Annotated in this window: 11 protein-coding genes; 3 read left to right on the forward strand and 8 right to left on the reverse strand. The window is 69.0% G+C overall.

Annotated features, from left to right (window positions below):
• Positions 1–176: 176 nt before the first annotated feature.
• Positions 177–755 carry a TetR/AcrR family transcriptional regulator gene (locus ABKA17_RS41025; protein ID WP_353697509.1) on the reverse strand — a complete coding sequence of 193 codons (579 nt, stop codon included), beginning with the start codon at positions 753–755 and terminating at the stop codon, positions 177–179.
• A 157-nt stretch (positions 756–912) separates the two neighbouring features.
• Between ABKA17_RS41025 and ABKA17_RS41030 the strand changes: the two genes are divergently transcribed.
• Entirely contained in the window at positions 913–1905 is a 993-nt protein-coding gene (locus tag ABKA17_RS41030; RefSeq protein ID WP_353697510.1) for an aldo/keto reductase, read from the forward strand.
• An 84-nt stretch (positions 1906–1989) separates the two neighbouring features.
• Here ABKA17_RS41030 and argS read toward each other — a convergent pair whose 3' ends face one another.
• Positions 1990–3753, reverse strand: a complete 1764-nt coding sequence (gene argS / locus ABKA17_RS41035) for an arginine--tRNA ligase (protein WP_353697511.1) — start codon at positions 3751–3753, stop codon at positions 1990–1992.
• Between the two features lie 290 nt (positions 3754–4043).
• Here argS and lysS point away from each other — a divergent pair, with 290 nt between their 5' ends.
• The gene (lysS, locus tag ABKA17_RS41040) at positions 4044–5780 is read left to right on the forward strand and encodes a lysine--tRNA ligase (protein WP_353697512.1); all 1737 of its coding nucleotides are present in this window, start codon (positions 4044–4046) and stop codon (positions 5778–5780) included.
• A 75-nt stretch (positions 5781–5855) separates the two neighbouring features.
• Here lysS and ABKA17_RS41045 read toward each other — a convergent pair whose 3' ends face one another.
• From ABKA17_RS41045 to ABKA17_RS41055, 3 genes are all read right to left on the reverse strand, one after another.
• Positions 5856–7067, reverse strand: coding sequence for a DUF2637 domain-containing protein (locus ABKA17_RS41045; RefSeq protein WP_502994527.1), 1212 nt, complete (start codon positions 7065–7067; stop codon positions 5856–5858).
• Positions 7068–7194: 127 nt separating this feature from the next.
• Positions 7195–8061: a DUF3558 domain-containing protein gene (locus ABKA17_RS41050; RefSeq protein WP_353697514.1), complete on the reverse strand. Its 867-nt coding sequence runs from the start codon at positions 8059–8061 to the stop codon at positions 7195–7197.
• A 123-nt stretch (positions 8062–8184) separates the two neighbouring features.
• The gene (locus ABKA17_RS41055) at positions 8185–8988 is read right to left on the reverse strand and encodes a DUF3558 domain-containing protein (RefSeq protein ID WP_353697515.1); all 804 of its coding nucleotides are present in this window, start codon (positions 8986–8988) and stop codon (positions 8185–8187) included.
• 171 nt (positions 8989–9159) lie between these two features.
• Between ABKA17_RS41055 and ABKA17_RS41060 the strand changes: the two genes are divergently transcribed.
• Positions 9160–10353, forward strand: a complete 1194-nt coding sequence (locus tag ABKA17_RS41060) for an RtcB family protein (protein ID WP_353697516.1) — start codon at positions 9160–9162, stop codon at positions 10351–10353.
• A 45-nt stretch (positions 10354–10398) separates the two neighbouring features.
• Here ABKA17_RS41060 and ABKA17_RS41065 read toward each other — a convergent pair whose 3' ends face one another.
• Genes ABKA17_RS41065 through ABKA17_RS41075 form a run of 3 tightly spaced genes read right to left on the reverse strand, consistent with a single transcriptional unit; the run spans position 10399 to position 12595 of the window.
• Positions 10399–11655 (reverse strand): GNAT family N-acetyltransferase, encoded by a 1257-nt coding sequence (locus ABKA17_RS41065; protein ID WP_353697517.1) that lies wholly within the window; start codon positions 11653–11655, stop codon positions 10399–10401.
• Between the two features lie 11 nt (positions 11656–11666).
• Positions 11667–11831: a hypothetical protein gene (locus ABKA17_RS41070; RefSeq protein WP_353697518.1), complete on the reverse strand. Its 165-nt coding sequence runs from the start codon at positions 11829–11831 to the stop codon at positions 11667–11669.
• Positions 11831–12595 (reverse strand): SDR family NAD(P)-dependent oxidoreductase, encoded by a 765-nt coding sequence (locus ABKA17_RS41075; protein ID WP_353697519.1) that lies wholly within the window; start codon positions 12593–12595, stop codon positions 11831–11833. The genes ABKA17_RS41070 and ABKA17_RS41075 overlap by 1 nt, the downstream gene beginning before the upstream one ends.
• Positions 12596–12700 lie beyond the last annotated feature (105 nt).

A 12700-nucleotide genomic window follows, 5' to 3' on the forward strand; every position in this document is an offset into this window, starting at 1 on the left:
GCGAAACGTGGCGTGGGGGGCTTGTGAAGCACCGGGTCACGTCGGGGGTGTGCGTGGCGGGGTGCGGGGGAGGGGCACGAGGCCTTCACATGCCGCAGTACGGCAGGACTTGTCCGGATGAGGACCGCGGTAGGAGGCATTCCGGGCGGGGTCCGCAGACGGCGGTCAGGGGGCGGTCACTTCTCCGTGGCGGCGGGGAACAGGCGCTGCACGGCGGCGACGACCGCGGCGCGGCGAGCCTCCGGGGAGGGGTCGCGGACGTTGTCGCCGGCCGCGTCGACGAGGTCGAGCTGGCCGGGCCAGGCCGTGGCGATCTGGTTGAGGAGGACGAGCACGTCGATCGGGTCCCAGGCGGGGTCCAGGTGGCCGGCCTCCTGGGCCTCGCGGAGCTGTCCGACCTTGCGGCGGATGGTCTCGTGGGTCGCGTCGCCCGCGAGTTCCAGTCGGCCCCAGCTCATGAGCCGGTAGCGGTCGGGGTGGCGCGTGAAGTAGTCGTGCACCCGCCCGGCGTACTCCGGCAGGTCGGTGGCGTCCAGGCGGGTCGCCTCGGACACCGCGGCGAGCTCCTGTCCGGCGACGAAGCCGTAGAGCTCCTCCTTGCTGCGGAAGTAGGCGTAGAGGCGCTCCGTGCTGGTCCTCGCGGCCTTGGCGATACGGGTGATCCGCGCGCCGGCGATGCCGTACCGGGCGAACTCGGCCCTGGCCGCGGTGACGATGCGGTCGCGGGTCGAGTCCGCGGCGGCCGAAGGAGTCATGCTCCCGAGACTACCTGGCCAAAAAGGTTTGTTTGGCGATGGTCGCCGTTCGGGCGTACAGTCGGGAAGCGAGAGCCAAAGCAAACATTTTGGTTTTACCCCAGGGATGACTTTCCGAGGGGTGATTTCCCGAGGGACGACTTCAGAGGAGCGCGTCATGCAGCAGCGGACACTCGGCGGCCAGGGTCTGACCGCCTCGGCGATCGGCTACGGCTCGATGGGCCTGACCATGGCCTACGGCCCCGGTGACGAACAGGAGGGCGTCGCCGCCATCCAGCGTGCCCACGACCTCGGCGTCACCTTCATCGACACCGCCGAGCTCTACGGCTGGGGCACCGGCTCCAACGAGATCCTGGTCGGCAAGGCGGTCAAGGACTTCCGCGACGACGTGGTCCTGGCCACCAAGTTCGGCTTCGACCTGTCCGACCTCTCCGACATGTCCAAGGGATTCGGCCTCAACAGCCGGCCCGACAACATCCGCAAGGTCGCCGACAACAGCCTGCGCTACCTCGGCGTCGACCACATCGACGTCTTCTACCAGCACCGCGTCGACCCGGACGTACCCATCGAGGAGGTCGCCGGGACCGTCAAGGAGCTGATCGACGCGGGCAAGGTCAAGTACTTCGGCCTGAGCGAGGCCGGGCCCCAGACCATCCGTCGCGCCCACGCCGTACAGCCCGTGTCGGTCCTCCAGACCGAGTACTCCCTGTTCGAGCGGGACGCCGAGCAGCTCTTCCCGCTCCTCGACGAACTCGGCATCGGCTTCGTCCCCTACTCCCCGCTCGGCCGCGGCTTCATCACCGGCACCGCCAAGCCCGCCGGTTCCTACGACGCCACCGACATGCGCAACACCGACCCGCGCTGGCAGCCCGGCAACTTCGAGAAGAACGTCGAGGCCGTCGACCGGCTCGCCGACCTCGCCGCCACCAAGGGCGCCACCGTCTCCCAGCTCGCCCTGGCCTGGCTGCTCACCCGCGGCGAGCACATCGTGCCCATCCCGGGCACCCGCAGCGTGCGGCGCATCGAGGAGAACACCGGTGCCGCCGACGTCGTCCTGACCGAGACCGACCTCGCCGCGATCGACGCGATCCTGCCCCAGGGCGGATTCGGGGCCCGCTACGCGCAGGAGCACCTGCCCAGCTGGATCTAGGGGCGACCGGATCCAGGGCCGAGACGTCGGAAAACGGCGGTGGCCCGTCCTCCCGATGGGGAGGACGGGCCACAGCGCGTCGGTTCAGAGCTTCTCGGGCGTCCTGATGCCCAGCAGGGCCATGCCCTGGTGGAGGGTGCGGGCGGTCAGGTCGCAGAGGAACAGACGGTTCTCCTTCTGCTCCTCCGTGTCCGCCTTCAGGACCGGGCACTGGTCGTAGAACGTCGTGTACAGCGACGCCAGCTGGTACAGGTACGCCGCCAGCTTGTGCGGGGCGTACTCCGCCGTCGCCTCCGCGAGCTGCTCGCCGAACGCGTCCAGGTGCAGGCCCAACGCCCGCTCCGCCGGGGCGAGTTCGAGCTCCGGGTGAGCGGTCGGCCGCTTGTCGTCGGCCTTGCGCAGGATCGACCGGATACGGGCGTACGCGTACTGGAGGTAGACCGACGTGTCGCCGTTCAGCGAGACCATCTGGTCCAGGTCGAACTTGTAGTCCCGGCTCGGCGAGGTCGACAGGTCCGCGTACTTCACGGCGCCGATGCCGACGTACCGGCCGTTCTCGACGATCTCCTCCTCGGTCAGGCCCACCTTCTCGGCCTTCTCGCGCACGACCGCGGTGGCCCGCTCGACAGCCTCGTCGAGGAGGTCCTCCAGCTTCACCGTCTCGCCCTCACGGGTCTTGAACGGCTTGCCGTCCGCGCCCAGCACCGTGCCGTAGCCCATGTTGTGCGCGGTGACGTCGTCGCCGAGCCAGCCGGCGCGGCGGGCCGTCTCGAAGACCATCTTGAAGTGCAGCGACTGGCGTACGTCGACGACGTAGAGCAGGGTCGTCGCGTCCAGGTCGACGACACGGTTGCGGATCGCCGTCAGGTCGGAGGCCGCGTAGCCGAAGCCGCCGTCCGCCTTCTGCACGATCAGCGGGACCGGCTGGTCGTCCTTGCCGCGGATCTCGTCGAAGAACACGACCAGCGCGCCCTCGGAGCGGACCGCCACGCCCATCTCCTCCAGGAGGCGGGCGGTCTCCGGCATGCCCTCGTTGTACGCGGACTCGCCGACGATCTCCTCGTCCCGGATCTCCATGTCCAGCTTCTCGAAGACCGAGTAGAAGTAGACCTTCGACTCGTCCACGAACTGCTGCCAGAGTTCGAGGGTCTCCTTGTCACCGGACTGGAGGGCGACGACCCGCTTCCTCGCGCGCTCCTTGAACTCCTCGTCCGCGTCGAAGACCGCGCGCGACGCCTTGTAGACCCGGTTCAGGTTCGACATGGCCTGCTCGCCGTCGACGTCCTCGGGCGGGGCCAGCTCGCCGGGGTTCTCGACCAGGTACTGGATGAGCATGCCGAACTGGGTGCCCCAGTCGCCGATGTGGTGCCGGCCGATCGTCCGCTCGCCGGTGAAGTCGAGCATGCCGCGGAGGGCGTCGCCGATCACCGCGGACCTCAGGTGACCGACGTGCATCTCCTTCGCCACGTTCGGCTGGGCGTAGTCGACGACCGTGATGCCGGGGTTCTGCTTCGGCGGGACGCCCAGGCGGGTGGGGTCGGTGTAGCGGGCGGCGAGGTTGTCGGTGATCGCCTTGTCGGTGAGCGTGATGTTGAGGAAGCCGGGGCCGGAGACCTCGATGTCCTTGATCACGTCGCCGGACTCGACCTGTGCGACGACCTGCGTGGCCAGCTCGCGGGGGTTCGCCTTCGCCTTCTTCGCGAGGGCCAGGATCCCGTTGGCCTGGTAGTCGGCCCGGTCGCTACGTCGCAGCAGCGGGTCGACTCCGTCGGTTTCCGGCAGGGCGGAAGTGAGGGCGTCGATGAGGCGCTGGTGGACTTGGCCGGTGAGCGACGTGACCGAGGTCATGGGGTGGGAGCCGTTCTCCTCGTGGGGTTGTTTCAGACGTGGCCAGTATCCCATGGGGGGTGTAGCGAATTTTTGGCCGCGGGCCGGTGGGGGCTGGTCGCGCAGTTCCCCGCGCCCCTGAAGGCGGCTGCGCCGCCTATCCATACAGCCCCGCGCCCCCAGACGCGGCTGCGCCGCCGTTGGGGCGCGTCTGGGAAAAGGCGTTTTCGCGCTTGACGGACTAGCTGGGAGAATGGCCACGCCAGCCGTAGACCGTACCGGCTGTCCCGGTAGAAAGAAGGACGTGCGCCGTGGCTCAGAGCACCGAGACCACCGACTGGGTCTCCCGTTTCGCGGATGAGGTCATCGAGGAGTCGGAGCGTCGGGCCCCGGGCAAACCGGTCGTCGTCGCGTCCGGGCTGTCCCCGTCGGGGCCGATCCACCTCGGGAACCTGCGCGAGGTGATGACCCCGCACCTGGTCGCCGACGAGATCCGGCGCCGGGGGCTCCAGGTCCGGCACCTCATCTCCTGGGACGACTACGACCGCTACCGCAAGGTGCCGGCCGGTATTGCGGGCATCGACGACTCCTGGGCCGAGCACATCGGCAAGCCGCTGACCTCGGTGCCGGCGCCGAAGGGGTCCGCGTACCCGAACTGGGCCGAGCACTTCAAGGCCGCCATGGTCGAGGCGCTCGCCGAGCTGGGTGTGGAGTTCGACGGGATCAGCCAGACCGCGCAGTACACCTCCGGCGTGTACCGCGAGCAGGTGCTGCACGCCATGAAGCACCGCGGTGACATCGACGCGATCCTCGACCAGTACCGGACCAAGAAGGCTCCCGCGAAGAAGCAGCAGTCGCAGAAGCCCGTCGACGAGGCCGAGTTGGAGGCCGCGGAGGGGTCGGGGGCCGCGGACGAGGACGACGGCTCCTCCGGGACGGCCGGGTACTTCCCGTACAAGCCGTACTGCGGCAACTGCGAGAAGGACCTCACGACCGTCACCGCGTACGACGACGACAGCACCGAGCTGACGTACACCTGCGACGTCTGCGCCTTCTCCGAGACCGTCCGGCTGAACGAGTTCAACCGCGGCAAGCTGGTCTGGAAGGTCGACTGGCCGATGCGGTGGGCGTACGAGGGGGTCGTCTTCGAGCCTAGCGGTGTCGACCACTCGTCTCCGGGCTCCTCCTTCCAGGTCGGCGGGCAGATCGTCGGGATCTTCGGCGGGAAGCAGCCCATCGGGCCCATGTACGCCTTCGTGGGGATCTCCGGGATGGCGAAGATGTCCTCGTCCAAGGGGGGCGTGCCCACACCGGGTGACGCGCTTCAGATCATGGAGCCTCAGCTGCTGCGCTGGCTATACGCCCGCCGCCGGCCCAACCAGTCCTTCAAGATCGCCTTCGACCAGGAGATCCAGCGGCTCTACGACGAGTGGGACAAGCTCGACGCCAAGGTGGCCGACGGGTCCGCCCTGCCCGCCGACGTCGCCGCGCACTCCCGCGCGGTGCGCACGGCCGGCGGCGAGCTGCCCCGGACCGCCCGGCCGCTGCCGTACCGGACGCTCGCGTCCGTCGCGGACATCACCGCCGGACACGAGGACCAGGCGCTGCGCATCCTCAGCGAGCTGGACCCCTCGGACCCGCTGTCCTCCCTGGCCGAGGCCCGGCCGCGGTACGACAAGGCCGAGGCCTGGATCAACACGCACGTCCCCGCCGACCAGCGGACCATCGTGCGCGAGGAGCCCGACAGCGAGCTGCTGAAGTCCCTCGACGAGGCGTCCGTGGAGTCGCTGCGCCTGCTGCGCGACGGACTCGCCGAGCACTGGTCGCTCGACGGACTGACCCACCTCGTGTACGGCGTGCCCAAGGTGCAGGCCGGGTTCTCCGCGGACGCGACGCCCAAGGAGCTGCCGCCGGAGATCAAGACCGCCCAGCGGACGTTCTTCGCGCTGCTCTACCACCTGCTGGTGGGCCGTGACACCGGTCCCCGACTGCCCACCCTGCTGCTGGCCGTGGGCCAGGAGCGGGTGCGGACCCTGCTCGGGGAGTAGGCCGGGCCGTTTCTACGACGATGGGGGCGCCCGGTGAACCACCGGGCGCCCCCATCGTCGTAGCGGATGTGGCTGTTACGCGATGTGGTCCTCTTCCAGCTCCGCGTTGAAGCGGTTCGAGAAGCGGGTCACCATGCGCTTCGCCTCGGCGTCCTGGATCTCACTGCCGTACGTGTCCTCCACCGCGTCCGCGAACTGGCGGGCCGTGGGGAGGCTGCCGTTTATCGACTGGCGGAAGACCTGGTAGTAGTCCTCCTCGGTCGGCTCCGGGCTGCCGCCGCCCTCGCCGAGCTCGCGGGTACGGCCGGGACCGGCCGGGATGGGGAAACTGCCGGTCTCCTCCGGGGAGGGCTCGTCGTACACCGGCTGCTCCTCCGGGTACCACTGGGCGTATTGGTCCGGGTCGTACGCGGGGTCGTAGCCGCCCTGGTACTCGATCTGCTGGGGCGTGTTGAACCAGGGGCTCTCTTCCGGCACCTGCTCGTACTGCTCCTCGACGGGAGCCGTCGCCTGCTGCGGAACGGGCGCGGCCTCGACGGCCCGCTGCGTCACCGGCGCCTCGACCTGCTGGGTCGCCGTCGGCACCGGCGCCGGAGGCAGCAGCGCGGGCTCGATGCCCGCCGCCGCCAGGCCCGCCGGAGCGGTCTCCGCCAGCGGCACGCCGTAGCGCGCCAGCCGCAGCGGCATCAGGGACTCCACCGGGGCCTTGCGGCGCCAGGCGCGGCCGAAGCGGGAGTGGAGGCGGGCCTGGTAGACCAGGCGGTCCTGCTCCAGCTTGATGACCTGCTCGTAGGAGCGCAGCTCCCACAGCTTCATGCGGCGCCACAGGAGGAACGTGGGGATGGGGGAGAGCAGCCAGCGGGTGAGGCGGACGCCCTCCATGTGCTTGTCGGCCGTGATGTCCGCGATCCGGCCGATCGCGTGCCGGGCGGCCTCGACCGACACCACGAACAGGATCGGGATGACCGCGTGCATGCCCACACCGAGCGGATCCGGCCAGGCCGCCGCGCCGTTGAAGGCGATCGTGGCCGCCGTCAGCAGCCACGCCGTCTGCCGCAGCAGCGGGAACGGTATCCGGATCCACGTCAGCAGCAGGTCCAGGGCGAGCAGGACGCAGATGCCCGCGTCGATGCCGATCGGGAAGACGTAACTGAAGTTCCCGAAGCCCTTCTTGAGGGCGAGTTCGCGGACGGCCGCGTACGACCCTGCGAAGCCGATGCCGGCGATGATCACGGCGCCGAACACGACCACGCCGATGAGAATGCGGTGCATCCGAGTCAGCTGCATTGGCGCGGCCACCCGTACTCCCCTCCCCTTGCGTGTTGTTGCGCGCAACAGAGTGGCACATGTGTGCGGCGCACGGGTGCCCGGTAGCGGACGTCAGCCCTCCGGCGGTCCCTCGTCGACTGTGTCGTCAGCTCTTCTTCGCAGCCGACTTGGACGGGGACGCGGACTTCGACGGGGACTTCGAGGGCGACGTGGACGCGGACTTCGAGGGGGACTTCGACGGGGACGGGCTCGCCGAACCGGCCGTGCCGCCGCCCGAGTTGGCCTTCGTCACCGAGGCCACCGCCTCCTTGGCCGCCTTCTTCACCAGCTTCGCCAGACTGTCGGCGCTCGGCGTCTTCTCGCCCGCCAGACCCGCGCCGTTGTAGTCGATGGTCACGACGACGTTCTCGACGCGCGTGACCAGCGTCTGCTGCTTGAAGGAGCCTTCCTTTTTCTTCAGGTCGTACGTCACCAGCGTCGCCGCCTCACCCGTACCGGTGACCGGCGCCGCCTTGGCGTTCTTCGCGCCGTCCACCGCCTGGGCGTCCTGGACCTGCTTGTCGAAGTACGTCTGCGCCAGCTTGTCGCCCTCGCCACGGGTGGCGTCCGAGTCGAAACGGAGCAGGGAGACGTTCAGCCAGCGGAACTGGGAGCCCTTGACGCCGTTGTTGTCCAGGCTCGACCAGGAGCAACTGCCCCGCGTCGCCACATCGTCCGACTTGCCCTGCTTGCCGGACTTGGAGGCCTTCGGTACGAGATCGCCCAGCGTGCCCTTCGACAAGGTGTCACACGCGTCCGGCAACGAGCTGTACGTCGCCGCCTGCACGGTCGGCGACGCGCTGACGGACGCCGACGTCTCGGAGCTCTTGTCGCTGCCGGCATCGTCCGAACCGGAGTCCGAGGAGCAGCCGGCCGCCACCAGCATCACCGGGACTGCGGCCGCGCCGAGAAGAACGCGGTTGAGCCGCTTCGTGCGCCTGCCGTCGTGGTCTCGCTGTGCTGCTCGCTGCATGGTTCCTTCACTCATGACGCTGCTCGTGCTCCTGCGGTCGGATCGGGTCCGAGGGGCCACGGTACGCGGTGAGACAGCTGTGCGGCTTGGTTCGCCCGCATTGCCGACCGGCCCGAACAGGCCTCAACCCGCCAGCGTGTCCGCCAGCTGAGAGGCCAGCTTCCTTGCCCTGTCCTGCATTTCCTCACTGTCCGGCACCACACCGACCGTCGCCGGCTGCTCCTCGTACACGATCGTCACGATCACATTGGACGTGCGGAACGCCACAGTCACCGTGCGCTGGCGAGCCGTCGAACCGGAACTGCTGAGCGCGTCGTCGAGGAACGCCTCGTCGCCGAGATCGTCGAGGATGCGGGGCTGGAGATCGGAGGGGGTGGCGCTGGGGGAACCGGTCGCGGTGGAGGAGGTGGCGGAAGGGGACGAGCTCGGGGACGCGGAGGAACTCACGTCGGACGTGCTCGACTCGGAGGCCTCGGGCTCCGGAAGATCGGCGGCCTCCTGCTTCTCCGCGAACAGCGCCTCCGCCTGGCTGTCGTCACTCACCGAGGTGTCGTACGACACCACCCGCTCCAGATCGACCAGCAGCCGGTCCGTCGCGTCCGTGGACTCGACCTTCCAACGGCAGCCGACCTTGCGGTCCGTGTCGAAGGTGACCGTCGGCGCGCCCTCGTACGCCTTCTCGCGCTGGTCCTCGTCCGCGATCTGCGGGATGCCGGGCAGCAGCGAGTCGAGCGTGCTCTCGCCCACCGCGGAACAGGGCTCCGGGAGAGTGCGGTACCGGCCGGGCTCGGCGACGGCGGAAGCGGTGCCGGCGTCGCCGGGATTGGAGTCGTCCGTGGTGCCGCCGTCGTCCGAACTGCCGGTGCAGCCGGCCAGCAACGCCACGAGGAGTGCCGCGACGCCGGGTACATACGCCTTCCGCTGCACGGTCGGCTCCTCTTCGTTGCTGGTTAATGGGTTGCTGGGCGCGGGTGGCCCCTGTGCACCATGTCTATCGCACGCACAGCCGTGGACGCCGGTCCGTTGTCTCATTCGTTGATCTTGGCGCCGGTTTTGCGATTTAAGACTTTTGGTTGATTCCGGGGGAATGAGGACGATATGTCGTACGTGGAAATGCCGGGCGCGAAGGTACCCATCCGCATGTGGACCGACCCGGCGTCGGTCGAGGACGTCGCGCTCCAGCAGCTGCGCAACGTCGCGACCCTGCCGTGGATCAAGGGCCTCGCCGTGATGCCGGACGTGCACTACGGGAAGGGCGCGACGGTCGGGTCGGTCATCGCGATGCAGGGGGCGGTGTGTCCTGCGGCGGTGGGGGTGGACATCGGGTGCGGGATGTCGGCGGTCAAGACGTCCCTGACCGCTAATGATCTGCCGGGGGATCTGTCTCGGCTGCGGTCGAAGGTCGAGGAGGCGATTCCGGTCGGCTTCTCGATGCATGGTGATCCGGTGAACCCGGCCCGGCTGCATGGCTTCTCCATGGCCCCCTGGGAGGACTTCTGGGGGCGGTTCGACGGGATCGCGGAGGCGGTGAAGTTCCGCCGCGAACGGGCCGGGAAGCAGATGGGCACGCTCGGTGGAGGAAATCACTTTGCGGAAGTAAACATTTGCGATTCCGGATCGGTGTGGCTGATGCTGCACTCCGGTTCGCGCAACATCGGCAAGGAACTCGCGGAATACCACATCGGGGTTGCGCAGAAGCTCCCGCACAACCAGGGTCTGATCGACCGAGACCTCGCCGTCTTCGTGGCTGACACTCCTCAGATGGCGGCGTACCGCGACGACCTCTTCTGGGCGCAGGAGTACGCGAAGTACAACCGCACCATCATGATGGCGCTCTTCAAGAACGTGATCCGCAAGGAGTTCAAGAAGGCGAAGCCGACGTTCGAGCCCGAGGTCAGCTGCCATCACAACTACGTGAACGTCGAGCGCTACGACGGCATGGACCTGCTCGTCACCCGCAAGGGAGCGATCAGCGCCCGGGCCGGGGAGTACGGCATCATCCCGGGCTCGATGGGCACGGGTTCGTACATCGTGAAGGGCCTCGGTAACCCGCTGTCCTTCAACTCGGCGTCGCACGGCGCCGGTCGCCGTATGAGCCGCAACGCGGCCAAGCGGCGCTTCTCGACGAAGGACCTGGAGGAGCAGACGCGGGGCGTGGAGTGCCGTAAGGACTCCGGCGTCGTGGACGAGATCCCGGGTGCGTACAAGCCGATCGAGCAGGTCATCGACCAGCAGCGGGACCTGGTGGAGGTCGTCGCGAAGCTGAAGCAGGTCGTCTGCGTGAAGGGCTGACCGAAAGAAGGGCCCGGGCCGGTGCGGCTCGGGCCCTTCGCCATGTCATCCGAGCCGCTTCTCCAGCAAGGTCACCGCGTACGGGCTGCCCAGGCCGCCGTCTTTCGCGGGCTGTTCGCCGGCCACTGTGTAGCCCGCCGACTCGTAGTACGTGCGGAGGCGGGGGTTGGTGGAGAGGCAGTCGAGGCGGGCGTAGGGGAGGGCTGCTTCGGTGATGCGGGATTCGGCGTGGGTGAGGAGGGCGCGGCCGGTGCCGGGTGGGGCCAGGTGGGGTGTGGTCATGAGGCGGTGGATGTAGCCGGCTTCGGCGGGGCGGGGGCCCCAGGCGGCCTCGTCGGTCCACCAGAGTTCGTAGGCGCCGGCCAGGTGATTGGCGGAGTGCGCCAGCCAGACCTCGCCCTCGTCCATGCGGCGCCGGAAGTGGGCCTCGTCCTTCTCGCCCGGCTTCCACTGGTCGATTCCCCGGGCCAGCATCCACAGGGCCACCGAGTCGCGGAGGCGGACCAGGGTCGGGGCGTCCCGCGGGGTTGCCCGGCGGTAGGTGAGGGGTTGCCAGGTGGTCGGGGTCGGTTCCAGGAGGTTCTCGCGGAGGCGTGTCGAGAGTGCTTCCGCGTCCATGCCCAGGGCCTCGGCGACGTAGCCCTGCACCGAGCCGTAGCGGGAGTTCAGTCGCTCCAGGAACAGGCGCATCACCGACTCGGGGGCGCGGGCGAAGCCCGGCCAGTTGGGGGAGTTGCCGTTGTTGCGGGCTCTCCAGTCCGACAGGAGGGCTTGGGTGGCCAGTTCCGTGAGGCTGAAGTCCTCGATGATCGTTCGCTCGTCCACGCCGAGCAACGACAGGATCAGGGCGGCCAGTTCGCCTGTGCGGTCCTTGCCCGAGGCGCAGTGGAAGACCAGGGGCGCCTTGGACTCCGCCAGCAGTTCCAGGGCCTCGCGGATCTCCTTCGTGCCGTCCTCGGCCACTTCCAGGAAGCGTTCGGCGAGGTAGGGGCCGGGGTCCACGTCGGCGCCCAACGCGGCCTGGTTGTAGGGGCGGTGCTCGATGCTGAGGTTGCGGTACGTGAAGGAGGCGTCTTCCGGGATCCGGCCCCGCTTCTCGATCTCCCAGTCGTGGCGGAGGTCGATCACCGTGCCGATGCCGAGGGACAGGAAGCGGCTCCAGTCGGGGGTGCCGGGGGTCAACCTGCCCAGTGAGTCCGCGCGGTAGAGGCGGCCCGGACGGACGCGGTGGCCGTCGGTCGTCGGATAGCCGCCCAGGTCACGGAAGTTGTGCAGGCCGTCGAAAGCTACGTGTCTGTCCACGGCCTGTGACCCTACTTCGCGTGCGTGACCGCGTAGATCATGACGAAGGCGACGATGTGGATGCCGAAGAGGAAGTAGCCGAGGTAGTACCAGACGATGCGTTCGCGCTTCTTCTCCAACGCCAGGCGTCGGCGGTCGAGTTCCTCGTCTCCTTCGTCCGTCCCTTCGCCGGTCACTACAGCTCCCTGTGGACCTTCGTGTTCGACGCCTGGGCGCGGGGGCGCAGGACCAGGAGGTCGACGTTGACGTGCGCGGGGCGGGTGACGGCCCAGGTGATCGTGTCCGCGACGTCGTCGGCCGTGAGGGGCTCGGCGACCCCCTCGTAGACCTTCGCGGCCTTCTCCCTGTCGCCGCCGAAGCGGGTCACCGCGAACTCGTCCGTCTTGACCATGCCGGGGGCGATCTCGATGACGCGCACCGGCTGGCCGACGATCTCCAGGCGGAGGGTCTCGGCGAGGACGTGGCTGCCGTGCTTGGCGGCGACATAGCCGCCGCCGCCCTCGTACGTGCCGTGGCCGGCCGTGGAGGAGACGATCACCACCGTGCCGTCGCCGCTCGCGACCAGCTTCGGGAGCAGGGCCTGGGTGACGTTGAGGGTGCCGAGGACGTTCGTCTCGTACATCGTGCGCCAGTCGGCCGGGTCGCCGGTGGCCACCGGGTCGGCGCCGAGCGCGCCGCCCGCGTTGTTCACCAGGACGCCGATCGTCCTGAAGGCCGACGCGAACTCGTCGACCGCGGCGCGGTCGGTGACGTCCAGCTGGTACGCCGTCGCCTGGTGGCCGGCCGCGTTGATCTCCGCCTCCAGGGCCTCGATGCGGTCCTTGCGGCGGGCGGTCAGGACGACGCGGTAGCCCGCGGCGGCGAGCTGTCGGGCCGTGGCGGCGCCGATTCCGCTGCTCGCACCGGTGACGACGGCGATGCGGGACGCTGCGCTGGGCATGAGCGGGAGCTCCTCGGGTCGGTGTTCAGGGGGCTTCAGACGACTTTCCTCAGGATATGCGGCTCCCGTGGTCTTCTCCGGAGTGTCCGGATCGCGGGCCCGGTG

This window comes from Streptomyces sp. RG80 (assembly GCF_040446465.1).
GTDB lineage: Bacteria > Actinomycetota > Actinomycetes > Streptomycetales > Streptomycetaceae > Streptomyces.

Bases quoted from the DNA above. Each gene is read 5' to 3' on its own strand.
- ABKA17_RS41025 (WP_353697509.1), bottom strand. From the start codon at position 755: ATGACTCCTTCGGCCGCCGCGGACTCGACCCGCGACCGCATCGTCACC.
- ABKA17_RS41030 (WP_353697510.1), top strand. From the start codon at position 913: ATGCAGCAGCGGACACTCGGCGGCCAGGGTCTGACCGCCTCGGCGATC.
- argS (WP_353697511.1), bottom strand. From the start codon at position 3,753: ATGACCTCGGTCACGTCGCTCACCGGCCAAGTCCACCAGCGCCTCATC.
- ABKA17_RS41045 (WP_502994527.1), bottom strand. From the start codon at position 7,067: ATGCAGCTGACTCGGATGCACCGCATTCTCATCGGCGTGGTCGTGTTC.
- ABKA17_RS41050 (WP_353697514.1), bottom strand. From the start codon at position 8,061: ATGCAGCGAGCAGCACAGCGAGACCACGACGGCAGGCGCACGAAGCGG.
- ABKA17_RS41060 (WP_353697516.1), top strand. From the start codon at position 9,160: ATGTCGTACGTGGAAATGCCGGGCGCGAAGGTACCCATCCGCATGTGG.
- ABKA17_RS41075 (WP_353697519.1), bottom strand. From the start codon at position 12,595: ATGCCCAGCGCAGCGTCCCGCATCGCCGTCGTCACCGGTGCGAGCAGC.